At 42.6% G+C, this 24,610-nt stretch carries 20 protein-coding genes; 17 read left to right on the top strand and 3 right to left on the bottom strand.

Going from position 1 to position 24,610, the window contains the following annotated elements; genetic code table 11:
• Positions 1-5 precede the first annotated feature (5 nt).
• The 16 genes from FKN16_RS09500 (at position 6) to FKN16_RS09425 (ending at position 20,388) form a co-directional block, all read left to right on the top strand.
• Positions 6-800, top strand: a complete 795-nt coding sequence (locus tag FKN16_RS09500; protein ID WP_104972678.1) for a protein phosphatase 2C domain-containing protein — start codon at positions 6-8, stop codon at positions 798-800.
• Positions 793-1,911, top strand: a complete 1,119-nt coding sequence (gene tssA, locus FKN16_RS09495) for a type VI secretion system protein TssA (RefSeq protein ID WP_170902553.1) — start codon at positions 793-795, stop codon at positions 1,909-1,911. Before FKN16_RS09500 ends, tssA begins: the two co-directional genes overlap by 8 nt.
• 15 nt (positions 1,912-1,926) lie before the next feature.
• On the top strand, positions 1,927-2,457 hold the full coding sequence (gene tssB, locus FKN16_RS09490; RefSeq protein WP_005396385.1) for a type VI secretion system contractile sheath small subunit: 531 nt from the start codon (positions 1,927-1,929) through the stop codon (positions 2,455-2,457).
• Positions 2,457-3,950: a type VI secretion system contractile sheath large subunit gene (tssC, locus tag FKN16_RS09485; protein ID WP_005396386.1), complete on the top strand. Its 1,494-nt coding sequence runs from the start codon at positions 2,457-2,459 to the stop codon at positions 3,948-3,950. Before tssB ends, tssC (FKN16_RS09485) begins: the two co-directional genes overlap by 1 nt.
• Positions 3,951-4,002: 52 nt before the next feature.
• Complete coding sequence (gene tssC, locus FKN16_RS09480) at positions 4,003-5,514, top strand: type VI secretion system contractile sheath large subunit (RefSeq protein WP_170902552.1); 1,512 nt, start codon at positions 4,003-4,005, stop codon at positions 5,512-5,514.
• A 10-nt stretch (positions 5,515-5,524) separates the two neighbouring features.
• A complete protein-coding gene (locus FKN16_RS09475; RefSeq protein ID WP_170902551.1) occupies positions 5,525-6,319 on the top strand; it encodes a type VI secretion system accessory protein TagJ in 795 nt (264 codons plus the stop codon).
• 7 nt (positions 6,320-6,326) lie between these two features.
• On the top strand, positions 6,327-6,791 hold the full coding sequence (tssE, locus tag FKN16_RS09470) for a type VI secretion system baseplate subunit TssE (RefSeq protein ID WP_012842186.1): 465 nt from the start codon (positions 6,327-6,329) through the stop codon (positions 6,789-6,791).
• Positions 6,788-8,611, top strand: coding sequence for a type VI secretion system baseplate subunit TssF (tssF, locus tag FKN16_RS09465; protein ID WP_170902550.1), 1,824 nt, complete (start codon positions 6,788-6,790; stop codon positions 8,609-8,611). Before tssE ends, tssF begins: the two co-directional genes overlap by 4 nt.
• Positions 8,608-9,573, top strand: coding sequence for a type VI secretion system baseplate subunit TssG (gene tssG, locus FKN16_RS09460; protein WP_170902549.1), 966 nt, complete (start codon positions 8,608-8,610; stop codon positions 9,571-9,573). Before tssF ends, tssG begins: the two co-directional genes overlap by 4 nt.
• Positions 9,574-9,583: 10 nt before the next feature.
• Entirely contained in the window at positions 9,584-12,151 is a 2,568-nt protein-coding gene (gene tssH, locus FKN16_RS09455) for a type VI secretion system ATPase TssH (protein ID WP_170902548.1), read from the top strand.
• 208 nt (positions 12,152-12,359) lie between these two features.
• A complete protein-coding gene (locus FKN16_RS09450) occupies positions 12,360-12,839 on the top strand; it encodes a type VI secretion system tube protein Hcp (RefSeq protein WP_005375967.1) in 480 nt (159 codons plus the stop codon).
• A 48-nt stretch (positions 12,840-12,887) separates the two neighbouring features.
• Positions 12,888-14,723, top strand: a complete 1,836-nt coding sequence (gene tssI, locus FKN16_RS09445) for a type VI secretion system tip protein TssI/VgrG (RefSeq protein WP_170902547.1) — start codon at positions 12,888-12,890, stop codon at positions 14,721-14,723.
• Between the two features lie 11 nt (positions 14,724-14,734).
• The gene (locus FKN16_RS09440; protein WP_170902546.1) at positions 14,735-15,025 is read left to right on the top strand and encodes a PAAR domain-containing protein; all 291 of its coding nucleotides are present in this window, start codon (positions 14,735-14,737) and stop codon (positions 15,023-15,025) included.
• The gene (locus FKN16_RS09435) at positions 15,026-15,865 is read left to right on the top strand and encodes an NAD/NADP transhydrogenase subunit beta (protein WP_170902545.1); all 840 of its coding nucleotides are present in this window, start codon (positions 15,026-15,028) and stop codon (positions 15,863-15,865) included.
• A 323-nt stretch (positions 15,866-16,188) separates the two neighbouring features.
• The gene (locus FKN16_RS09430) at positions 16,189-17,322 is read left to right on the top strand and encodes an exonuclease SbcCD subunit D (protein WP_012842192.1); all 1,134 of its coding nucleotides are present in this window, start codon (positions 16,189-16,191) and stop codon (positions 17,320-17,322) included.
• Between the two features lie 9 nt (positions 17,323-17,331).
• Entirely contained in the window at positions 17,332-20,388 is a 3,057-nt protein-coding gene (locus FKN16_RS09425; protein WP_170902544.1) for an SMC family ATPase, read from the top strand.
• A 57-nt stretch (positions 20,389-20,445) separates the two neighbouring features.
• Here the strand turns inward: FKN16_RS09425 and FKN16_RS09420 are convergent, their stop codons facing one another.
• Positions 20,446-20,826, bottom strand: a complete 381-nt coding sequence (locus FKN16_RS09420; RefSeq protein ID WP_005396397.1) for a cystatin domain-containing protein — start codon at positions 20,824-20,826, stop codon at positions 20,446-20,448.
• A 314-nt stretch (positions 20,827-21,140) separates the two neighbouring features.
• Here FKN16_RS09420 and FKN16_RS09415 point away from each other — a divergent pair, with 314 nt between their 5' ends.
• Positions 21,141-21,674, top strand: a complete 534-nt coding sequence (locus FKN16_RS09415; protein WP_047009233.1) for a lipocalin family protein — start codon at positions 21,141-21,143, stop codon at positions 21,672-21,674.
• Between the two features lie 198 nt (positions 21,675-21,872).
• On the opposite strand, the gene FKN16_RS09410 is transcribed toward FKN16_RS09415, so the two are convergent.
• Positions 21,873-22,868 carry a succinylglutamate desuccinylase/aspartoacylase family protein gene (locus FKN16_RS09410; RefSeq protein WP_170902543.1) on the bottom strand — a complete coding sequence of 332 codons (996 nt, stop codon included), beginning with the start codon at positions 22,866-22,868 and terminating at the stop codon, positions 21,873-21,875.
• Positions 22,869-22,976: 108 nt separating this feature from the next.
• Positions 22,977-24,509, bottom strand: a complete 1,533-nt coding sequence (gene yfcC / locus FKN16_RS09405; RefSeq protein ID WP_170902542.1) for a putative basic amino acid antiporter YfcC — start codon at positions 24,507-24,509, stop codon at positions 22,977-22,979.
• Positions 24,510-24,610 lie beyond the last annotated feature (101 nt).

The following is a 24,610-nucleotide window of genomic DNA, read 5'->3' as shown; positions in this document are numbered from 1 at the left end:
GAAGAATGAATTGGAACTATTTTACCTTTGCTAAATCGCACGCAGGAAAAGTACGTCCTTATAACGAGGATGCTCTTTTAGATATGACAGAGCAGCATATTTGGGTTGTAGCCGATGGAATGGGGGGGCATAGTGCTGGCGACATCGCAAGCCAGATGCTAGTGGATAGAATCGCGCGCCATATGCAGGATGTCCCAAATACCAATATCGATGATATCCGGAGTGTGGTTCAAGCCGCGAATTTGGAAATTTATCAATACGCACAAAATCACTTAGACGGTAAAACGATGGGAACAACTCTCGTTTTGTTGTTTATCCAGGACGGGTATTACCACTGTCTTTGGGTCGGTGATAGCCGAATTTACCAGCTTAGAAATGGTCATTTTTCTCAAAAAACACGCGATCATAGTCAAGTTATGGATTTAGTCGATCAAGGGTTATTGGCATTTGAAGATGCTGAGTCACATCCTCTCGCAAATGTTATTACCAGAGCTGTTGGGGTAGATGAGAGTATCACTATTGATCAAGTTTCAGGGCAGTTGGCTGATGGAGACCAATTTCTTCTGTGTAGTGATGGGCTTTCTAAAGAATTAACGAGTGATGAAATTCACCGGACATTGTATGCGGACTCAGTAAATCAAGCAGGATTAGCACTCATGCATTCGGCGTTAGTGAGAGGTGCAAGTGATAACGTTACTTGTGCGTTAGTCAAAGTTCGCCAAGCGCAGACGGAATTGGAAGCAGTAACGAGAGAAGACGCGACGATCCCCGTTTTTCTTAGAGGGAGGTCTTATGAATAGTGAGATGTTCGATTGGTATGAACAAGCGTTGACTCCTATATCTCAAGAGAATCCCACAGGTGTTGACCCTAGAGAAGATGTATCGCCACAGTCTGCTTATTACCGATTAAAAGATCAGCGTATGGCTGCGCGAAATGCAGAGCGCAATGCACTTATAGAAGAAGAAAATATTTATACCCACAGTAACTTATGGCGGGTATTTACAGAAGAAGTACCAGAGATACTTACGAATCAGTCTAAAGATTTAGAATTTGTTGCTTGGCTTATAGAAGCCCTAACTCGATTGCATGGTTTTCGTGGTATGGGCGTTGGGTACAAACTCGCAACCGAGTTCATCGAGAAGTTTTGGGATGATCTCTATCCAATGCCTGATGAGGATGGCATTGAAACAAGAATATCGGCGATTACTGGCCTCAATGGTATCGATAGCGAAGGAACACTTATTTTCCCTATTGCTTGTATCCCGCTTACTGACGTAGGCGTTGAGCAAGCGTATGCCTACTGGGAATATCAGCAAGCTATTGAGTTGGAGCGTTTAGATGAAGATAAGCGCCGAAATCGAGTCGATCTTGGCGCTACAGAGCTATCTGATATTACAACTACAGTTAAATCTACCTCTGATTCCTTTTATCGTGAGCTAATCGCTGATCTGGAGTTCGCCACAGAGTCATTTAATGAATTCAGTCAGCGATTAGATGAAGCGGTAGGTGATGTTACTCCTAGCTCTTATATATCAAAAAGGCTTGAATCAATACACTCGGCATTAAAGCATCTCCTTGGAGAGCGTTTTAATCAACCACAAGCTGTGTTTGAAGAACTGGAGGAGGTGGATGAATCTACTTCTTCGGAACAACAAGTGAGTTCACAAAGTTCTGATGCACTATTAGCGACAAACATGAAATCACGAGAGCAGGCGATTAGACAATTGCAGCAAGTGGCTGATTTCTTCAGAGAGAGTGAGCCTCACTCACCAGTTTCTTACTCCATCGAACAGATCATTCGTTGGTGTGGAATGCCTCTGCCGGAGTTACTGGCGGAACTTATCTCCGACGGAGATGCAAAGAAAAGCTACTTCCGTTTGGTTGGCATAGCAGAACAAAATGAAAATTAATAAAGGGAGAATGGTATGACGAGTATCCACTCGAAACTGTCACGAGTACGGAAGCCTCGTGTCCACATTACCTATGATGTTGAAACTGAAGGTACAACTCTTAAGAAAGAGCTACCTTTTGTTGTAGGTGTAATGGGTGACTTCGCTGGTCAAAACACTGAAGCGTTGAAGCCATTGAAAGACCGCCGTTTTATTCAGATCGATCGAGACAACTTCGATGATGTGCTCAAAAAGATGAACCCATCGGTTAAGTTCAAAGTTGCGAACAAGCTTGCGAACGACGATTCACAGTTTGAGGTGGATTTGAACTTTAAATCAATGCAAGACTTTGAGCCCGCTGCGATCGTAAATCAAGTTGATCCACTGCGCCAACTGATGGAAACGCGTAATAAACTGCGTGATTTGATGACAAAAGTTGACCGTTCTGAAGAGCTTGAAAACATCTTAGAGGATGTTTTGAACAACACAGACAATCTGGCAAAACTTGCGGGCGAGTTAGATCTTGGCAAGAAAGCGAAGTCAGACAGTACTGAAGGAGCGGAATAATGACGACTGAAGCTGAAAAGCAGTTAGATCCAACTGTTAATGAACAAACAACTTCATTTTTAGATCAAGCTATTGGTGCAACTAAGCAGACAGAAGCCTCTCGTGCTGAAGAGCTAATTAAAACGCTCACTGAAGAAGCGATGAAAGGGACGGTTACTTGGAACAAAAACCTAACGGTAACTTTTCGTGAAGCGATTAATTTACTTGATAAACAGATTTCTGATCAGTTGTCTGAAGTAATGCATCATCCTGAATTACAGAAACTTGAAGGTTCTTGGCGTGGTTTAAATTATCTAGTGATGAACTCAGAGACGAGCTCTACTCTGAAAATTCGCATGATGAGTATGACCAAGAAAGAGTTACATAAAGACTTGAGTAAAGCGGTTGAATTTGACCAAAGCCAGATCTTTAAGAAAGTTTACGAGTCTGAGTTTGGCAGTGCAGGTGGTGAACCTTATGGTGCATTAATTGGTGACTATGAGTTTACCAACCACCCAGAGGATATTGAGTCGCTGCGCCTAATGTCAAATGTAGCCGCTTCAGGCTTCTCCCCATTCTTGTCCGCGGCCTCACCAGCACTATTTGGCTTTGATGAGTGGACTGAACTGTCAAAACCACGCGATCTAGACAAGGTCTTTGAGTCGCTAGAATACGCTCAATGGCGTTCGTTCCGTGAGAGTGCTGATTCACGTTTTGTTAGCCTGACTATGCCGAAAGTTCTGGCTCGTTTGCCATACGGACAAGCCACTGCTCCAGTTGAGGAATTTGGATTTGAAGAGTTCGAAGTAGATCCAGTGTCAGGTATTGCTGTCAATGCTGAGCATAATGACTACTGTTGGATGAACTCTTCGTATGTTCTTGGTGTTAAGTTAACAGACGCCTTCTCAAAATATGGATTCTGTACAGCTATCCGTGGTGCAGAAGGTGGTGGTCGAGTGGATAATTTGCCAACACATTTCTTCATGAGTGATGATGGCGATCCTGATATGAAGTGTCCAACAGAGATTGGTATTACCGACCGACGTGAGGCAGAGCTGGGTAAACTTGGTTTCTTACCGCTTTGTCACTACAAAAACACCAACTATGCGGTGTTCTTTGGTGCGCAAACCTGTCAAAAACCGGCGAACCACGAATCTCCAGAAGCAACGGCTAATGCGGCGATTTCAGCACGTCTACCTTACATGATGGCGACATCTCGTTTTGCGCATTATTTGAAGGTAATGGCTCGAGATAAAATCGGTAGCTTTATGGAAGCAGAAGACGTTGAGTCTTGGTTGAACCGCTGGATTCTAGGCTATGTAAATGCTTCAGAGGGTGGTGGTCAAGAGATCCGAGCGAAATACCCTCTAGCAGATGCTCGTGTCCAGGTTAAGGAAATCCCTGGCGCACCAGGTTCTTACAATGCTGTAGCATGGCTTAAGCCTTGGCTGCAAATGGAAGAATTGACGACATCTTTGCGACTTGTTGCAAAGATCCCTCAGTCGGGTGGATAAGAAATGAATTGGCTGGTCGTAAGGCCAGCCATACCAAATCGTTATGTTCTAGATGGAAATAGCAGTGTCACTTAACTTTCGCGATCCCAGCAAGCTAAAGCATGAATTCAGCACAGGAGGCTATGCTGAGCTTGATAGCCCGTGGTTGACTCGATTCAATGAATCTTCTGATCTTGTAGAGTCAGCTCGAATTTGGCTAGAAGGTACGCGTTCAAGAGATTTGGACAGTTTTCGTCATAGTGTGATGAACACGATAAACCGAATTGATGAGCTATTAGAATCTCAATTAAACGAAATAATACATCATCCTGAGTTTCAACAACTCGAAAGAGGTTGGATCGGCGTGAGGTATTTATGCGAACAGGTCGACACTCGCTCATCGGACTCCGTCAAAGTCAAGGTGTTGGCGGCAACATGGAATGAAGTCAGTAAAGATGCACTAAAAGCCATCGAGTTTGACCAATCAGCACTATTTAAGCTGCTCTATCAAAATGAATATGGCATGGCCGGGGGAGAACCCTTTGGCGTGGTAGTTGGCGATTATCAACTTCGTTGTGATGCGAGTAAAAATTATTTTGATAGAGATCTGTCTGTGCTCAGCAAGATCTCTCAGTCTGCAGCGGCAGCATTCAGCCCGTTCATTATGTCAGCATCGCCGGAGATGTTTGGTGTTGACAGTTTTTCACAGCTCTCTGCGATAAGAGATATTGCGGCCCAATTTGAACAGGCAGATTACGCAAAATGGCGCAGTTTGAGAGACAACGATGATACCAAATTTATTGGCCTGACTGCGCCGAATGTTTTATTCCGTCAGCCATATAAAAGTGATGGTTCGCGCAACGATCAGTTCGACTTTCAAGAGCATGTCTACGACTCTAATCGCGATTTGCTATGGGGGAGTAGCGCGTATTGTTTTGCGGCCGTATCAATTAGAGCGTTTCAGGAGCATGGGTGGTTTACGCACATGCGAGGCATTAAGCAAGGGGATTATAGTCAGGGTATTATCGTCGCTCCTACTAGGAACAAAATGCGTGTTAATGGCAAGAATGACCGTGAAAGATGTCCTTTAAACTTAAAGATCTCTGAGAGAAAAGAACAAGAGTTGTCTGAATGCGGTTTCATTTCTATTTCTCCTGTACCTGAAACCGATATGGTAGGGATGACCTCGAATGTATCTCTCTACAAGCCTAAGCAATATGTAGAAAAACACATTTCAACGAATGCAAAGCTCACGTCGATGTTGCAATACACGTTGTGTGTGTCGCGAGTCGCACATTATCTCAAGGTTATGGGGCGTGACAAGATTGGTGGGTATCAAGATGCAGAAAGCCTAGAGCGGGACTTTCAACGATGGTTGCATCAGTACACTACCGCGTCGGATGAAGCATCTGATGAACTTAGGGCGAAGTACCCCTTAAATGAAGCGAAAATTACGGTTCGAGAGAAAAGAGAAACTCCAGGACACTATTACTCTGTTATCCATTTGCGACCGCACTTCCAGCTCGATCAAATGGTATCTAGCATTAAATTAATTACTGAATTATCACCAGAGCACTTGGTGTAAGGAAATAACAATGACCCAATGGAAAAATGCTTTGTCCCAAGGCCAATTGCAACAAGCTCTAGAGCTATTAATTGATGAAATTAAAGCGGCGCCTAAAGATGCAAGCTTGAGAAGCTCGTTCATTGAGCTGCTTTGCATTGATGGAGACTTCGAGCGTGCGGATGAGCAACTTATGCAATCGATCAAATTGTTTCCTGAGTATCTACCTGGTGCAAGTCAGTTGCGACATTTAGTGAAAGCGGCCCAGGCTAGAAAAGATTTTATCGACGGTGCGGCTAGTGCCAAGGTATTAGGTGACGAGGAATTAACTAAAGAGCTTGTTCGCTTTAACCTCGCTCTCAAAAATCAAGACTATGCAGAAGCGTCACACCTAGCGCATAGCATTGAAGCGCATCGTACTATTAAAGGCTTTAACATAAACGGTACAAACTATGAAGATGCTAGGGATATTGATGATCGTTTAGGTGGTTACATTGAACTGTTTTCCACCGCGGGTAACTATTTTCTTGTTCCAATTTCTAGCATTCAAGCGCTAGAAATAAAAGCACCTACCTCTTTATTAGAAAGTATTTGGCGACCTGTAGAGTTTGATATTGACGGACTTGGCGAAGGAGAAGGTCATATGCCATTGACCTATGTTGACTCAGAAACTGACGCACAAAAGCTAGGTCGAGAAACGGATTGGAAGCAGCTTGGTGAGCAAGAATCCTTCGTGGGTTTAGGCCAAAAATGTTGGCTAGTTGGTGATTCAGCCCTCCCAATCTGTGACTTGACTACATTGTTAGAATCGAAACAAATAGCGTAACAAGAACATGTCTTTAACCGTTTCTCTGCTGGACAAATTGATGGATAGTGATCCTTCAACTAGAGATGAAAAAGATTTCCCTACGAGCCAACAACAGATGTTGAACAGCTTGCTTAGAGATCTGGAGTCTATGTTAAATAGTCGTATCGGATGGAAAAACATTCCTGATGACCTTTTAGAGGTTCGCTATTCAATATTGAATTATGGTCTGCCAGATTTTTCCTCGATGCCTTATAGCAGCCAAGAGGGGCAGAATCAGCTCTGTGACATTGTTCATGATGCAATTAAAGAGTTCGAGCCGAGGTTAAGGAATCCTTATGTCCAGATTTCGGACGAGAAAAACGCTATTGATAGGGTGTTGAGGTTACAAATCAGCGCCACTTGCTTAATTGATAACAGCATTCATGAAGTGCGATTCAATTCTGAAGTAGAGCCGGTAAATTTAGGTATGAAACTGAGTAGAGCGAAATGAGTGAAGAGTTTCTCAAATACTATAATCGCGAGTTAGCTTATTTACGTCACAAAGGACAAGAGTTTGGGGAGCAGTATCCTAAGATCGCTGCGAGGCTCCGTATCAGTGAGGAGCAGGTTGACGATCCACATGTAGAAAGATTGCTAGAAGGCTGTGCATTTCTAACGGCAAGGATTAGACAAAGTTTAGACAATAGTTATCCTCAGTTCACTGAATCTTTGATGGGGCAGTTATATCCGGATTTTCACGCACCAATTCCATCAATGTCCGTCATTAAGATGAACTGCTCTAGCTCCACTTCCTCTTTTTTTGACGTAGAAGAAGGTGAGCGAGTCGTTATCGGTGCTCCTGGATACCACGAATGCGAGTTTAGAACCTGTTATCCGGTCAGAATGTACCCTGTTGATGTGACCTCTGGCGCTTTCAAAAACGCACCGCTTAAATCGGTGGGCTCCCAATGGGAAAGCCATGCTCATTCAGTTTTGAAAATCCAGCTCACCGCCCAAGATGAAGAGACATCTCTGAGTGACATGGGATTAGAACGGTTGCGCTTTTATTTAAACGGGCACTCTCAGTTGACGTTTAAACTTTACCAAATGCTATTTCAAAATCTAATTGGTTTATCTGTCGTTGCTGGTGGCAAAGAAGTTCGTGCTTTAACGAAAAGGCATCTTATTGAAGTGGGATTTTCAGAAGATGAGAAGGTTGTTCCATACAGTAAGAGAAGCTTTTCGGGAGCAAGATTACTTGTTGAGTATCTGCACTTTCCTGAGAAGTTCATGTTCTTTGATATCACTGAACTTGGATTATCAGAGCTAGCTCTTGGAGAGCAAGCTGAACTGTATTTTTACTTTGATACCAATGATGATTGGCTTCCTAAGCAAGTGGATGAAGAGAGCTTGATGGTTGGTTGTGTGCCAGTCGTCAACTTATTTAAAAGTGTTATGGAGCCCAAGCGTATTCTACCAACCGAGTACGATTACCACTTATCACCGCAATACCAGGAAGCCGAGAGTAACGAGGTTGTCTCTATTTCTGACGTAACATTGAGAAACTGGAACAAAACGTATCACAACCTGCCATGTTATCACGCTGGTGAGCACACGCATTATATGAACGCCAGTGAAATTTATTGGTTGATGAGACGTGAGGATAAAAACTGGGCTGGTGGATACGATGAGCCGGGCAGGGAAACTTACATTTCTTTTGTTGATAAAAGGCATCAATTGTTCAGTCCAGAGAGCCGAGAAAACTGGTTAATGTACGTTGAAGCGGAGTGCTGCAATCGTAATTTAGCGCAGAAGCTTCCATTTGGAGGCGGTCTTCCGAAAGTCTCTTTGCCGGAAGTAAATGACAACTTCGAGTCAGTTCGTTGTTTAGTTTCTATATCAGAAACCCTCCGGCCAGAAATGGATGAAAGTACACGATGGCAGTTAACTAAGCTTCTAACTTTAAACCACTTTACCGAAGAAGATGGATTAACAACTTTGAAGCAAACTCTGAATCTCTATGCATTTTCTGGGACCGCAGAAACGAAAGCGGTAATTGATGCTTTAGCGAAGTTAGAGTTCGAGCCGACTACCGGCAGAGTAAGTCAGAAAGGTAAAGTTGGTTTTGCGCACGGTATAAAAATCATTTTGACGGTTTCTGATCAAATTTTACCTAAAGAGCAAATCTTCCTCCTAGGTAGTGTTTTATCCGTTTACTTTGCACAATATGCTGAAATTAACATTTTTACGCAGCTAGAAATAAGACTTAAGTCAACGGGAAAACCCTTCCACTTATGGCCTGCATTAACTGGCGATAAGGTGTTGCTATGATCGCGGAGCAATTTTATCGAGATCTAAAGCAACATCCGTTGTTTGAAGCAATTCACCTTATCGAACACGAGATCTTGCAAGCCGAGGCACAAATAGGGACAGATGCTCTACCTAAGCATGAAAAACTAAACCTAAAGGTCAACCCATCGTTAGGTTTTGAAAATGCGCAGCTTTGCGATCTGAAACATATTGATAGCCACAAGCTAGCACTAGAAACTAATCTGATAAGCCTAACGGGTGAGCAGGGGGTGCTTCCTCAGCACTACAGCGAGTTAGCTTTGCATCGTCAAAAAGAAGGCGATACAGCAATGGTGGACTTCTACGATATTTTTAACCATCGTTTACTGTCTCTTTACTATCGATGCTGGCAACTGAGTCAATTGACCGTTCAGTCTCGTGCTCATGCACAGGGATTACGTTCACCTTTAGAAGATTGTAAATCGGCATTAACTGGGCAGGGTAGTTCTTTGTCCCTGCACTATGGTGGTGTTTTTGCTTCACCGACGAGAAGTAAAGCTGGACTAAAAAGTGTTCTTGAATGTTTATCTGGATGCCAAGTAAAGATTCATGAGTTTCAAGGGCAGTGGCTACATCTTGCAAAAGAAGAGCAAACACGTCTTTCATCTCGAACTATGCCAGAAGGGCAGTTTGCTCAACTTGGTTCCGGAGCATCCTTAGGCTCGAAAGCTTGGAATATAAACGCAGGAACAACGATCGAGTTTCTGCCAAAGCACAAAGATCTGGTTAGTAAATTACTGCCTAACCATCCAAATGTAGAAATTATTAAACGTGCGGCTTATGAATTTATTGGTAAGCATAAGCAAGTGAAATGGCAGCTCACCACCAAACATAGTTTATTACCTCAAGTTTGTTTATCAAAAAAACATGGTCAGTTAGGTGTTGGTTCTGTACTTAAAAAACATAAACGCACAAAAGATCGAACCATAACAATTACTATTTAAAGGAAACATAATGGCTTCACTCTCACTTTCAGCGTTGGTCGAAAGATTGTCTCCTCAGGCTAAGGAAACACTTGAACAAGCAGCTGCGATGGCAAGCTCTCGAACCCATCACAGTATTGAAATGTCTCACTGGTTAATGACGATTATTCAACACACTGCCGATATTTACTCGGAAGTTTTCGACGAATTTGATGTCGATAAAATCAAGGTTGAAACTGATCTTCAAAAGATACTTGAAAAATACAAAACGGGATGTCAATCGGTCCCAGGTCTTTCAGCTCACACAGTGACTGTGATGCAAAATGCTTTGCTATCGGCAACGATTGAATTCAATCAGGAGCAGTTGAATTGCATTCATCTTTTATTTGCCTACTTGTCCGATGATACGTTAGTCAACATGGCTGGTTCGATTAGCCCTGAGCTAAACAAGATAGAACCATCTCGGTTATTGAACTTTAAAGAAAGTAATACGCGTCAATCAGGATTGAATGATCTAGGGAAATCAAACGCGAACTCTGCGCTGAATCAATTTACAACAGATCTTACTGAGCAGGCTAGGGAAGGTAAGATAGATCCGGTTATTGGTAGAGACAATGAAATCCGCTTAATGATCGACATCTTATTAAGACGTCGACAAAACAACCCGATTCTAACTGGTGAAGCTGGCGTTGGAAAAACAGCCGTTGTTGAAGGCTTGGCGCAAAAGATTATTGAGGGCGATGTACCTCCTGCTCTACAAAATGTAGCGATTAAGTCTTTGGATCTGGCGTTATTGCAAGCTGGTGCTGGCATGAAAGGTGAGTTTGAAAACAGACTTAAAAACCTTGTGAAAGAAGTTAACGACGCACCACAACCCATTATTTTGTTTATCGATGAAGCACATGGTCTGATTGGTGGTGGGGGACAAGCAGGACAAGGTGATGCAGCGAATATTCTAAAGCCAGCGTTAGCTAGAGGTGAACTCAGAACGATCGCAGCAACAACTTGGGCAGAATATAAAAAGTATTTTGAAAAAGACGCGGCTCTTACCAGACGCTTTCAAGTAGTGAAGGTCGACGAGCCAGCGCCGGAGCTAGCGATCGAGATGTTACGTGGTTTACTTGACGTAATGGCACAACACCATGACGTCCACATCACTAGCCAGGCTCTCAATGCTGCCGTTCAACTCTCAGCTCGATACATTAATGGCCGACAACTGCCAGATAAGGCTGTGTCTGTTTTAGACACAGCCTGCTCGCGAGTCGCGTTAAGTCAATCGTCTACACCGGGAGGTCTAGATGCGAAAAGGAATAAACTAAAAGCCAAGCAAGCTGAGTATGAGCACCTAAGCCAAGAAAGTCAGCTAGGTGCACCTCTTGATATGCAGTTGCAAGAGGTCAGAAAAGAGATTGATGTTCTATCTAGTGAAATAGTTGAACTAGAGATGCTGTGGGAGAAAGAAAAAGAGTGGGTAAGTGAAGCTAAGTCACTTAGAGCTCAAATAATCAAGGAGGGTTCTGAGACTGCTAGGGATAAGTTACAAGAGCTCGAAAGTAGCCTCTCCGCTAACTCGCAGCCATTAGTATTTTCGCATGTCAATGAAGCGCTTATTGCAGAAGTAATTTCAGATTGGACCGGGATACCACTGGGCAAACTTCAGGATGATGAAATCCAAGCTGTACTGAGTTTGAAAGAGAGTTTGTGTAAACGAGTTGTCGGACAGGATCACGCTTTGGAAGTCATGTCTGAAGTGATAAAAACTGCCAGTGCACAGCTCACGGATGAGACACGACCAAATGGTGTATTTCTTCTCACGGGACCAAGTGGAGTGGGTAAAACTGAATCTGCTTTAGCTATTGCAGAGAAAGTGTACGGCAGTGAAGAGAATGTCACAACTATCAATATGTCCGAGTTTAAAGAAGAGCACAAAGTTTCCTTATTATTAGGCTCGCCTCCAGGTTATGTTGGGTATGGCGAAGGTGGCGTACTTACTGAAGCCGTCAGACGCAAACCTTATAGTGTGATTCTCTTGGATGAAATGGAAAAAGCGCACCCTGGAGTTCAAGATATTTTTTATCAGGTATTCGATAAAGGCTCAATTAAAGATGGTGAAGGTCGCGATATAGATTTTAAAAACACTATTATTATTATGACCGCGAATACAGGGACCGAAACGACGATGTCTTTGTATTCTGATCCTGATTTGTATCCAGAACCTTCAGCACTAAAAGATGCTTTGCGTGACGATTTGTTGGTTGACTTTAAACCTGCATTTTTAGGACGTGTTAATGTATTACCTTATTTGCCTCTATCAAGAGAAATATTGATAGAAATAACAAAATTAAAATTAGCCAAAGTTACGAATCGCATTCGTAAAAATTACGGCGCTGACCTATTTTTTGATGAAGAACTAATTAATGATATTGTAGACAATAGTAATGAGTCGGGGAGCGGTGCACGTGTGGTACAGACAACCATAGAAAACACATTACTTCCTAAGATTTCTCATGAAATATTGCATGCAATTCTTAATGATAAGACGTTTGATGAAATTATTGTTAAAGGCACAACTAGTGGACTTGATGTCTCAATAGTTTAACATCCTTTACACTCTCAATAATAATTGGGAGTTGGTTCATATTAACTATTATTTTTTATAAAAAACGCTTAAATTAAGTCTTATTTAAAGATATAACAGGGCGTATTTAAAATGAAGTTTTTGATACATTAATCACTAATTATCATCAAACGTCAGATAATTAAATTACTACGATATATGTCAATTAATAATGCTATAGGAGATTAGCATGCAGTCTAATACGTATCTTAAATACGCAGATATTAAGGGTGAGGCAACTGCCGAGCAATATAAAGATTTGATTACACTACTATCTGTAGATTGGAGTGTAGGTCGTGAGATCTCATCATACACTGGTACAGCGATGGACCGTGAAGCGAGCGCTACTCGTCTATATGATTTGACTATCACTAAACTTCAAGACCGTTCTTCTCCTGACTTATTTAAAGAAGCGACAATTGGTAAAGGTAAACCTGCGGTTTTCCATATTACTAAGCAGGGTGAGAAAGTTGAAGAAATCATGAAGATCGAACTGACTGATGCGATGATTTCTAACTACTCAGTTTCTATCCAGGATGATCGTCCAGTTGAAACCATCACTATTTCTTACACTGAAATGATGATGACAGTGACTCCTACTGACGATAAAAACAACACTTCTGCGCCATTGGTATACGGCTACAGCGGTGTTAAAGGTCAACAAATGTAATTTTTATGCGGGGGAATATTCCCCCGCATTTTTTGAAAGAAGTATTTAATGAAAAGAGCAACTCAAGATAACAATTTCATCCGAATTTCCTCTCCATTCGGAAAAGATGCCATCATACTAAACTCATTTGAGTATAGAGAAGAGATCTCAGAACTTTTTTCATTGCGTGCTAAAGCTTACTTTAATGATCAACGAAGTGAGTTAAACGAAATAATTGGTAAAGAAGTAACAATTACCCTTGAAAATAGTGAGGATGTTTCTTCAAAACCTCGTTATATACATGGTTATGTATCTGCTGCAAGATTAGAAGGGCAACGAGTTTCTAATACTCATAATGGTGAGAATTATAAAAATATAGAGTTATTAATAGAGCCTAAATTACGTTTCGCCGATTATAGAAAAAATTGCAGAATATTTCAGCATAAAGATATAAAAGACATTATCTCCGAAGTACTCTCGGAGCATAGTGTCGCCTTTAGTTTTGAGTTAACTAAGTCGTACCCTAAATACACATACAAAGTGCAATATGAAGAGTCAGACCTTGAATTTGTCCGACGCTTATTGTCAGAAGAAGGGTTGTCGTTCTGTTTCACACACACTAAGTCTGTCCACACGCTTAAGGTTTTTGACGACATCAGTTTCTATAAGCCGGGTACAGAGTTTTTAGTCGATTTTGATACAGGTACGGCTAAGTCTAGCCATATTTCTTCATGGCATGAAACCCAAGTTTTGACGACTAAAGCAAGCCAAAAGTCAGGCTATAACATGCTTAAGCCCTCGTCTAATCCTAAAAATACTGCCAAGGGTGAAAGTGATTTTTTTACCGTGCCTGAAAGCGAGTATTTTGAATACATGGGTGAAACGGAAAGTGATGATCAATACGCACTTAGAAACACGCACGCTATAGAAGCACTACAGCAAAACGCATATCTGTGCCGTGGCGAGGCAACGTGTCGAACGTTCAGTGTGGGAAAGTGCTTTAAGTTTAAAAAGCATGAAGATAAGTCTCGAGTCGGCAAAGAATACGTACTGTCCTCCGTTTTTTTATCTGCGGCTGTTTATAATCAGACTGGTCAAGGTGGCACTGCTGCGCAAGGTGTTAAAGTATCATTTAGTTGTGTTGACTCAAAAACAATCCTTCGCCCTTCAGTGAACTATCCGAAACCTCAGATGAAAGGTTTGCAAACCGCAGTGGTAACGGGAAACAAAGATGGCGAAATTTACATAGACAAACACGGTCGTATTAAAGTTCAGTTTCACTGGGATCGTGTTGGTAAATACGATGTAAACAGCTCATGTTGGATTCGTGTTGCGCAAAATATCGCGGGTAACGGATGGGGCTCGGTGTTTCATCCTAGAGTAGGACAAGAGGTCATCGTCGAGTTTGTCAATGGCGATCCTGACCAGCCAATTGTTACGGGGTCACTGTACAATGGTAGTCAACTCCCTCCCTACACGTTACCAGAGCAAAGCTCTCAAAGTGGTTATAAATCGCGTTCTGTACAAAAAGGCACATCTAATTTTAATGAGTTGCGCTTTGATGACAAACCCGGTGAAGAACACATCTATCTTCATGCCGAAAAACTTTTCCAAATGCTAGTTGAAGACTGTGTTGATATTGCCGTTGAAAACAGTAAAACCGAAAAAGTGACGAATGATGTCAATCAAGAGATTGGCAAGAATGCGATCTTGAAAGTAGGTAAAAACTTTTCTAATGAAACGGGTGAAGTGTTGTCTTTTAATGCAGGAAAGAGTATCGAGATCAAAGTCGGTGGCGCTTCGATTCAGATGTCTAGTTCCGGAGAAATCAACATCAAAGGCAATAAAATATCTATTAACGGCTCTGCTATCGCTCTTAAAGCTGGGCAAATTTCATTGAACTAAGGTGATTTAAAGTGGGTAAACCAGCCGCAATATTGGGCAGCTTTCATCTTTGTCCTAAAAAAACAGGAAAAATTCCTCATGTAGGTGGCCCCGTCGTAGTTGGCTCGCCAAACGTGACAATTGGCGGCATTCCAGCGGCTAGGCAGGGAGATAAGCTTATCTGTATAGGTCCTCCGGATAGCATCTCTGCAGGCTCTTCTAGCGTTACAATCAACGGTAAGCCAGCGGCAAGGGTCGGGGATTCAACGTCTCATGGTGGTAAAATTCTGTCTGGCATGCCTACGGTTTTTATCGGAGGCTAGATGCCACTCGCATTTCAAACTCATCTTCTTGCCATTAATGGCAGGCCATACACTGTTCGTGAGATAGCTAACGAATGTTTTAGATTGCCCGCAGAAACACCAAGATCCTATCCTGATCAATCACTGTATGAGCAGATATTAAATCTTGTGCGTTCTGAGCGCGAGATACTGGAGCAAAGTGATATCAAAGGGAATATCTGTGTTCTTTTACCGTCTTCGGTAGATAAAAGCTTGCTTAAGGCATTGATAAACGAGTTTTCTCTTATCCTTGGTAACTCTGCCAATAGAGAAATTTATTTTTATCCTTATGGTCAAGCGGCGTTCTTGATGGCGCTAAATCGGATAAACCGTGACGTTAACGATACACAAGCAACTTGGATATTGGCTATAGAAATTGCTCGCGATGCAGAAGAGCATGCCAAATCTCAAAACTCGATCATTTTGACGAAGTGCTTTTTTCAACAGTCCGGCCTTGTTACTGATGATGTTCGAATTGATTTAGATACCAAACAACAAAGCATTGCTGTCGATAAAGTGTTTAAACAACTTGGAGTAGGGTGTGATCACTCACTTAGTGAGTTGCATTTATCCATTGATGGCGATGAGCCTCGATGGTTAAATGCTATGCAACTCTTGTCTCCCTGGGTGACCGATCAAACTCAGTATCAATTTATTGATGTTAAACTAGGAGGGCTGGGCGCATGCGGAGGTGTTTTAAAAGTGTTAATGATTGAGGAGCATCAAAGAAGCAGCCTCAACTCAGACTTCCACGTTTTGCAAGCTGATATCGAGCCAGATGGTTATACGGTGGGAGTTCTATACAATTGGCATAACGAGTAGTTCTTGAGCTAGTTTGTCCCTTCTAAACGTTGGTTTTTAATGGTTTAAATGTGACGGTTTTTTTATTCGAGACCATCGCTTAATGCTGCTTAAAAGGTGTTTATACAACGTTCTTCTCGCTTTCCGGTGAAATAGTGAACCATAGAACATAAACTACATGAAAAGCTGTTCGACTCAAGATATCCTAACCCAAATTAAATATATTGAGCTTTGGTTTGTGCCAGATTCAGCCAGTCGCGTAATACTCTGATGTTTACACGGCTGAAATTCGGATTCTTGCAGGAGCAAACCTAGCTTAAAGATTTGGCGGAAAGTGAATTCGAATGAAGTTTATCCACACCTCAGATTGGCATCTTGGTCGACAATTCCACAATGTATCACTACTCGAAGATCAACAAGCAGTTCTCGAACAACTGATTAACTATATTGAACACAACCCCGTCGATGCCGTTGTAGTGGCGGGAGATATTTATGACCGTTCGGTGCCACCAACGGTTGCAATAGAACTGCTAAATCGAGTCGTGAAGCGTATTTGTACTGAACTGAAAACACCGATGATATTGATATCTGGCAACCATGATGGTGCAGAACGATTAGGTTTTGGCTCAGAGCAAATGAAAAATGCAGGCCTTCATATTGTTAGTAACTTTGAAGATATGCTAACTCCCATCATCATAAAAACGGACTCTGCGGGTGAGGTAGCGTTTTATGGCATGCCTTATAACGACCCTGAACAGGTCAGATTTGCCTACAAAACCTCGGTATCAACTCATGATGAGGCACATCAACTGCTTGTAGAGCAAATAAGAGAGCATTTCATTTCAGAGCAAAGGCGTGTTCTCGTTAGCCACTGTTTTGTTGATGGTGCTATTGAGTCTGACTCTGAACGACCACTATCTATTGGTGGCTCAGATCGCGTAAGTCATGAACATTTCTTAGATTTCGACTACGTCGCACTTGGTCATTTACATCAGCCTCAAAAGAAAGGCGCAGAGCATATCCGTTATTCTGGTTCGCTCATGAAGTACAGTTTTGGTGAACAGAACCAGAAGAAAGGCTTCACGTTAGTCGAACTAGACAAGAAAGGATTTGTCTCTGCTAAACATATTGAGCTAATTGCCCCTCATGAAATGCGCATTGTTGAGGGAGAGCTAGATAAAGTCATAGAGCAGGGCAAGACTGACCCTAAAAATGAAGATTATTTGTTAGTTCGTTTGATGGATAAACATGCGATTTTAAATCCAATGGAAAAGCTTCGTTCGGTGTATCCAAACGTTTTACATCTTGAGAAACCGGGTATGTTAATTGGGGTAGAGCAGGAAATGGCGCAAGCAAAGTTGGCACGAAGCGAAATTGATATGTTCCGAGACTTTTTTATTGAGGCACAAGATAGTCAATTATCCCAAGAGCAAGAACAAGCCGTTACTGACATTATTAAGCAATTATCACAGCAATAGGGACCAAAGATGAAACCAATTAAACTTACCATGCAAGCCTTTGGTCCGTTTGCAAAAACCGAAGTCATTGACTTTGAAAAGCTTGGCCGTAACCCTCTGTTTTTGATTAATGGTCCTACAGGCTCAGGTAAAACGTCGATCTTAGATGCCATTTGCTTTGCCCTTTACGGCGAAACTACCGGTAATGAGCGGCAAGGCATCCAGATGCGATGTGACTTATCGGCGCAAGACTTACCAACCGAAGTCGCTCTAGAGTTTTCGTTACATGGCAAACAATACCGAGTTGTGCGATCTCCAGAGCAGGAAGTGCCCAAAGCGCGTGGTGAAGGGATGACGGTAAAAAAGCACACTGCGGCTCTTTATGAACTCGGCGAGACCGAAAAGCTCATCACTAGCAAGACGACTCAGGTTAAAACTGAAGTGAGCAATATTATTGGTTTGAATGAAACGCAATTTCGCCAAGTAATGGTATTGCCTCAAGGAAAGTTCCGCGAGCTGTTGCTTGCTAGTTCTAAAGAGCGCGAAGAAATTTTTGGTCAGCTCTTTCAAACGGACATATATAAAAAAATTGAGTACGCGCTCAAGGATAAAGCGAGCGCAATCAGTAAAGCGAAAGATGAATTTGATAATCAAATTCGAGGTGCCTTACAAGTTGCAGGAGTGAGTTCAGAGCAGGAATTATTACACCAGCTTGAACAAGCAGCTGAGCAGCTAGAGGTCGATAGAAAGAATGAACAAGCTTCGTTAGATAAGCTAAATGTTGCTAAATCTGAATTACAAAAAGCGGAAACTATTAATGGAGAGTTTTCGAAACGAGAGCAAGCAGAAAACTCACTCAAGCTGCATCTAGAACATTCAGACTCGATAAAAGTTCGTCAACAGCAATTAGAAAACGCTAAAAATGCCAATAAGATAGAATTACCCTACGTTTCATTACAAAATGCAAAAGCTCAAACTCAAGAGCTCAGACAAAAAATAGTTGCTTTGAAAGAGAGCCTTGATAAAGCCAATGCTGTTACGAAAGAAAAAGAAAACTTGCAGCAAAGTGCAAAAGAAGCCGCGGCAAAAGTCCCACAGTTAACGCAGCTGCAGTATCAACTTGAAAGCATGAAAGACAAGTTGGTTGAAAAAGCCAACTTGGAAAGCAAAATAACGGCAGGTCATCAACAAAAACAACAATTTGAAGCAACGTTAAAGCAGTACATAGAGCTGAAAGACAAGTTAGCGTTACAGGCGCAACAGGGCCAGAAAGATCTAGAGCAAGCCCGAGTAGATGTTGCGCTTGTTGGCAGCATCAATGCGGAAATAAAACAAAAACAACGACTACTACAGGATCTACAAAAGCTGCATGGTCTTACTTTGGAGCTCTCTAAACTCACGGCGTTAACCGTAAGCAAGCAGCAGTCATTACAGGAAGCCAGTCAGCGCTATATGCAGTGTCAACACGCCGCTGATACCATAGAGCTTAAGTGGCACAATGCTCAAGCGGCAGTATTAGCGCAGAGACTAAAGGCAGGTGAAGCATGTCCGGTATGTGGCAGCCAAGCGCATCCTAACCCTGCAACGTTTGTTGAAGAAGTCGTTACAAAAGAGCAAGTTCAGGCGGCTAGAGTGAAAGAAAGAGAAGCTCAAGCATCATTGAACCAGCTAAGTATTCAGCTAGAGCAACATAACGTTGTCATTAGTCAGTATCAGAATCAATGTAACCAGTTGAAAGAAGAGCTTGGTGAGCATGCAGCATCTGAGATCTCGACGGCTCAAACTGAGTTGCAGGCGCTTAATGATCAACTTCTACGTCTACAATCTATTGATATTGAAAAGCTAGAAAAGAACGTTGAACAGCTTAATCAACGCTGCTTTGTGGGTGAAAATAAAATTCATGAGCTGCAGAATCAAATGGCGGCAAATGAATCAACCGTTCAAGCAAACCAAGAACAATTGACTCAATTACAAGCTTCCATTGATCCGAAATACAGTTCCGTTGATGCGCTTGAGCGTGACATTTCGCTCACAAAAGAGCAAATTCTGACCTTGAATACAGGTTTAGAAAAGGCGCAAAACGCTTTGCAGCAAGCGGTATTAGCGCAATCGAATGCTGAAAGTCAGTTAGTGACGAACAAGCAGTGGCTATCTGAGTCAGAACAAAAGCTTTGCCAAGCAGAATTAGCGTGGAATGAGGCGTTACAGGCGAGTAAATTTGAGGATGAAAGCAGTTATCTAAATAGCAGAGTGACAGATGATGAGCTTCAAGCGTGGCAGAAAGAAATAGACAACTTCAAACAGACACAAACCAAGCTTGAACAAACACTACATGATTTAAACCATGCATTGAAAGCGCTTGAAAGACCGGACTTGGATTCGCTTAACGACAGCTTAACCACTCTGCAGGCGCAGTATATTGAAGTAAGGAATCAGCTCGATACCACGCGCTCAACCTTTGAGCGAATTGAAAAAGTTCGTGAAGATATTGATACGCTGCATGAGAAAAATAGTAAGTTAGAAGAAGAGTACAAAGTGTTTGGTACGTTATACGACGTTGCCAGCGGTAAAACAGGCAGCAGGGTTAGCCTGCATCGCTTTGTTCTTGGTGTACTGTTGGATGATGTGTTGATTCAGGCCTCTCAACGTTTAAGCCTCATGAGTAAAGGGCGCTATATTCTTGCTCGAAAAACAGAGGGCTTCAAAGGCGCTGCGGGTCGCGGCTTAGACTTAATGGTTGAAGATGGCTACACAGGAAAAACACGTGATGTTGCAACACTTTCCGGTGGTGAATCGTTTATGGCAGCGCTTGCATTGGCGCTTGGCTTGTCGGATGTTGTGCAATCCTATAGTGGTGGTATCCGTTTAGACACTTTATTCATTGATGAGGGGTTCGGTAGTTTAGACCCAGAGTCTTTGGATCTCGCCATTCAAACGTTAGTGGATTTACAACAGACTGGACGCATGATCGGTGTTATTTCTCACGTTTCTGAGTTAAAAGAACAAATGGCGCAGAGGATTGATGTTGAACCATCAAGACTCGGTTCGACAGTATCGGTCAAATCTCAATGTAGTTTCGCTGTCTAATTCCGTTCCTATCACAAAACCCAAAGCCCCCTACCTAGGGGCTTTCTTACTTAATCGCTACTGTTCGCAAAAGTGGCCTTCTTTTGGCGATTGGGTAATCGCATACTCACCATCTAGGTTGCGATAAACAACTGTATTCCAAATAGAGCCATCATCCAATTCAAACTCAATGGCATAGTTGACGCCGCTAACGATTTGCGCGTGAACGTTCAGTATTTGTTTGAACGACGCTATTGTGTCCATTCTTTTCAAAACAAAAGCCATTGCCTTTTGTGCATCAGGGGTAGCATTAAACTCATTCCACCCACCTGGCATGTTTCCTTGTGTATTACATACATCTGCCGAGGTTGTTAATTGTGTCGCTTGGCTTGGGTTTTCCTGCTGGCAACCTGCAAGCAATACCAAAAGTGCACAAACTGACACTGTTTTTAATTTCATAACAATAACCTCTGTCTATATCGCGACGTATTATAGGAGGGTGATATGACAGCGTATGTCTATATTGTGCAAAGTTTCTATATGCATACGGTTAAATGCTGACAAAATATACAAGTATGACCAACTTGTAAGTAAAACATAGAACAATATTGTTAGGGAATTGCTGACATAACGAGGTTTTGGTGTTCAGCATGCTATTGATAATGAAGAACTGTGATGTGTAGCTACGTACCTTTGGGACAGTGGTGCGACTTAGTGATCGATTTGCTACCTTCTACAGTAAAATCAATCACTAAATCAAATTTAGGTGTTGTATGAAATCGCTAAAAACATTATTACTTTTATCACTTGTAACTTTATTTGGCTGTACCTCTAAACCTGATGGGGTGGAGCCAGTTAACAATTTTGATTTAGAGCCTTATCTAGGCAAGTGGTATGAAATCGCACGGCTCGATCATTCGTTTGAGCGTGGTCTATCCAACGTTACGGCCGAGTATCGGCTTCGTGAGGATGGTGGGGTTAAGGTGACAAACCGCGGGTATTCAGAAGAAGATCAACAGTGGTCCGAAGCTGAAGGTAAAGCTTATTTTGTTGAAGACGAAACGGTTGGGCACTTAAAAGTCTCCTTTTTTGGGCCAATCTATTCTTCTTACATTGTGTTTGAGCTAGGTGAAAACTATGACTATGCGTTTGTCTCCGGTTACAACCACGACTACTTGTGGCTATTGTCTAGAACACCCAACGTTGATGAGAAAATCCTGGAGCGTTTTAAGCAGGTTGCTAAAGAGAAAGGTTTCGCGTTAGATGAGCTAATTCTCGTTGATCAAGAGAGTGGACGACAGTTTTAAGTTCATCAATGTGACTTCTAAAATCAACAGAAGCGGAGTTTCTGTCTAGCGGTTTTGAGTTTTGCTTGGAATACTTTTGTTACCTTGTAACTTCAAGTAATCAAAAATATAGCCCCATCATTTGTGATTACTCGTGATGGGGCTTATATAAATTTGAGTGAGCGTCGAAAGGTTGATTTATCGACAAACGGTTATGGTTTACTTAATCAAACGAACGATCAGAGAGCCAGGCGCCCGAATAGATTCCACATTGTGGCTGAGCACTGTACCACTTGTAGGGGCGGTGTAGCGCTCAACTTCAGTGCCAAAGCTGTCGTATTGAATCGCAACCAGTTGGCCTTGCTCGACAAAATCCATCAAACCAACATGAGGTAGTACAAAGCCGCCATGTGTCGCTTTCACACTGACGATCTCGTTTCCTTCCAAGCATGAAGTGATAGGCTCTATCTCACCTTCTACGACGTTATGCTGCTTCAACACATTAAAAATGCCTGATACGGTTCGACTAATGAGTTTTTGCTCTGTGTAGCGCCCCATACCCACTTCAACCGTAATGCTTGGGACACCATGGTTATTCCAAACTGTTTCAAGGACGCCTGCATCTCCGGGATCATTTAAAATCGCATCAGGATTAATGAGACGAGCCATTTCTAATGATTGCTCAATTCGGAAGTCTGCAAACACGTATAGTGGATAGGCCGCACCACTGGTTTGAGTGTGAAGGTCAATGGCTAAATCAGCATTTGGTTTGAGCAGATCATTCCACAATGCATATAAGTAGCGTTGTGCCTCATTGCCGTTTTGGTCACCAGGGAAAAAGCGGTTTAAGTTTGCAGGAGACGCATCCGGGTCTGCGGAATAGAAATCGCGGCAGTGGTTTAGCATACCTGGCATGTTAATGGTTGGAATAATAGTGACAGTACCAGCGACTTCAGTGCCAATGAGTTCTCTAGCGGTCTTCTGCGCTGCTAACACACCATTATATTCATCACCATGAACCCCTGCGGTGATCATGATTTTCTTGCCAGGTTTTTCACCTTTGAATACCAAAACAGGAAGATGTTGCCACTGAGAGATCGCGTTGGTCGCGATGCGGAACCAAAACTTATGCTCACCCGGACCTAGGTCTGCTACATTGAGAGATTGAATCACTTGATGACCTTGAATCATGTCATCGAGAAGTTGTGTTGCCATTAAAGTTACCACTCCAAAACCATAAGCCAATCTAAAACCTTAACGTCGCCATACGAAGAGTATTAATAAGGCGAGAACGTGTCTCGCCTTGTGCCAATTGATTTCGTTTTACGCAAACCCCATTATGTGAGCTGCGATAACGACGATACTTGATAGGGTAAAGAGTAATAGGATAAATCGCCAGCAGAATTTTGCCCAGTCACCCCAGTCGATGCGGCAGACACCAAGTGTTGCCATCAAGGATGCTGAAGTAGGGACGATAACGTTGGTAAAACCATCTCCAAGTTGGAATGACAAAACGGCAACTTGGCGCGTGACACCTGCAATATCCGCCAATGGCGCTAATAAAGGCATCGTCAGTGCCGCTTGTCCAGATCCGGAAGTAACGAAGAAGTTGAAGATAGATTGGAATACATACATTAACCATGCCGCAGCTACGTCAGGAAGCCCACTGATCACGCCGCCAGCACTGTTCAGAATAGAATTCAGTACACTCGCTTCATCAGTCGTACCGCCACCTAGGATAAGTAACACACCTTTCGCACAACCAACCAATAGAGCAGGAGCAAGCATAATAGCCGCCCCCTCTTTAAACGCATCGGCTGCGCAGTTGAGCGTCATACCGTTTAAGCGAAAAATCGTACCGATGATCGCGACAACAAAGCCCATAGTGAAAAATTGAGAAGCGATTTCTGGGATGTACCATGCGTTAGCGACTACGCCCCAAACAACCCATACTGTGGTTGCAATAACCGTAAGGATAACGAGTGTGTCACCTAGGTTCCAACGAGAATCTTGATTGCCAAGCTCTTGCTGACGGAAGTATTTGTCTGTGCGGTGACTGTAAGAAAGTTCTGGGTTTGACTTCACTCGAGCGGCGTAGAGCATTGTGAAAGCGATACCGATTAACGTAAAGCCAACCCATAACCCCATGCGCACAGTCATGCCGGATAAAACAGGTACACCCGCAATGCCTTGTGCAATAGCGACGGAGAAAGGGTTCATCCAAGAAGTAGCGAAGCCAATTTGAGTCGCAACATAGGTCACCATTACCGTAGTGATACCATCATAACCAAGGCGAACCATAAGCGGAGCGATAATAATCGCAAATGCTACGGCTTCTTCACCCATACCAAATACCGCACCGCCCAGAGAGAACAGCAAAAATAGCACTGGAATGAATAGCGCTTCGTTACCTTTGGTCTTATCGATAAGGCGCAAGATACCGTTGTCGATGGTGCCTGTTCGCATTACAACGCCGAAAGCACCACCGATAACCAACATGAACATAATCACGCCGATCGCGCTGCCCCATTTAGAGCCTGAAACTAGCCCTTCGAAAGGGAAGTTCATGAGACCAATGCCACCACCAGAAGCAAACAGGCCAACCTTGTTGTAAACCAATTCACCGTTTTCGTCGGTTGCATAAGAGAATGAAGATGGATCAATAACCGTGCGTGTTTTTTCCGCACCATCGACCATATAAGTCACTTGCTGACTGTCAAAATGGCCAGCAGGAATTAAGTAGGTAAGAATCGCAGCGAGAATACCAACAATGAAGATCAAAATGAGGGTATCTGGCATCTGCCATGATTTGGGTGTAGCAACCGAGTCCGTTGGTTGCGCATGTGTGTGAGACATAACTTACTTCACGTTAAATTCAATGAAGCATGAAATATCAATAAAACAGAATAAAAAGTCAACATTAATGGAAATATTGAACTATAAATTCATCAAATATT

Source organism: Vibrio sp. 11-4(1) (genome assembly GCF_013048625.1).
GTDB classification, from domain to species: domain Bacteria; phylum Pseudomonadota; class Gammaproteobacteria; order Enterobacterales; family Vibrionaceae; genus Vibrio; species Vibrio diabolicus.
Note: the sequence above shows the minus strand (reverse complement) of the source record. Positions and strands in the feature narration are given on the sequence as shown.

Coding starts and splice junctions, on each gene's coding strand:
- tssC (WP_005396386.1), top strand. CDS start 2,457: ATGACGACTGAAGCTGAAAAGCAGTTAGATCCAACTGTTAATGAACAA.
- tssH (WP_170902548.1), top strand. CDS start 9,584: ATGGCTTCACTCTCACTTTCAGCGTTGGTCGAAAGATTGTCTCCTCAG.
- tssI (WP_170902547.1), top strand. CDS start 12,888: ATGAAAAGAGCAACTCAAGATAACAATTTCATCCGAATTTCCTCTCCA.
- FKN16_RS09435 (WP_170902545.1), top strand. CDS start 15,026: ATGCCACTCGCATTTCAAACTCATCTTCTTGCCATTAATGGCAGGCCA.
- FKN16_RS09420 (WP_005396397.1), bottom strand. CDS start 20,826: ATGAAATTAAAAACAGTGTCAGTTTGTGCACTTTTGGTATTGCTTGCA.
- FKN16_RS09410 (WP_170902543.1), bottom strand. CDS start 22,868: ATGGCAACACAACTTCTCGATGACATGATTCAAGGTCATCAAGTGATT.
- FKN16_RS09500 (WP_104972678.1), top strand. CDS start 6: ATGAATTGGAACTATTTTACCTTTGCTAAATCGCACGCAGGAAAAGTA.
- FKN16_RS09425 (WP_170902544.1), top strand. CDS start 17,332: ATGAAACCAATTAAACTTACCATGCAAGCCTTTGGTCCGTTTGCAAAA.
- tssE (WP_012842186.1), top strand. CDS start 6,327: ATGTCTTTAACCGTTTCTCTGCTGGACAAATTGATGGATAGTGATCCT.
- yfcC (WP_170902542.1), bottom strand. CDS start 24,509: ATGTCTCACACACATGCGCAACCAACGGACTCGGTTGCTACACCCAAA.
- FKN16_RS09450 (WP_005375967.1), top strand. CDS start 12,360: ATGCAGTCTAATACGTATCTTAAATACGCAGATATTAAGGGTGAGGCA.
- tssF (WP_170902550.1), top strand. CDS start 6,788: ATGAGTGAAGAGTTTCTCAAATACTATAATCGCGAGTTAGCTTATTTA.
- tssC (WP_170902552.1), top strand. CDS start 4,003: ATGGAAATAGCAGTGTCACTTAACTTTCGCGATCCCAGCAAGCTAAAG.
- FKN16_RS09415 (WP_047009233.1), top strand. CDS start 21,141: ATGAAATCGCTAAAAACATTATTACTTTTATCACTTGTAACTTTATTT.
- tssA (WP_170902553.1), top strand. CDS start 793: ATGAATAGTGAGATGTTCGATTGGTATGAACAAGCGTTGACTCCTATA.
- FKN16_RS09475 (WP_170902551.1), top strand. CDS start 5,525: ATGACCCAATGGAAAAATGCTTTGTCCCAAGGCCAATTGCAACAAGCT.
- tssB (WP_005396385.1), top strand. CDS start 1,927: ATGACGAGTATCCACTCGAAACTGTCACGAGTACGGAAGCCTCGTGTC.
- FKN16_RS09430 (WP_012842192.1), top strand. CDS start 16,189: ATGAAGTTTATCCACACCTCAGATTGGCATCTTGGTCGACAATTCCAC.
- tssG (WP_170902549.1), top strand. CDS start 8,608: ATGATCGCGGAGCAATTTTATCGAGATCTAAAGCAACATCCGTTGTTT.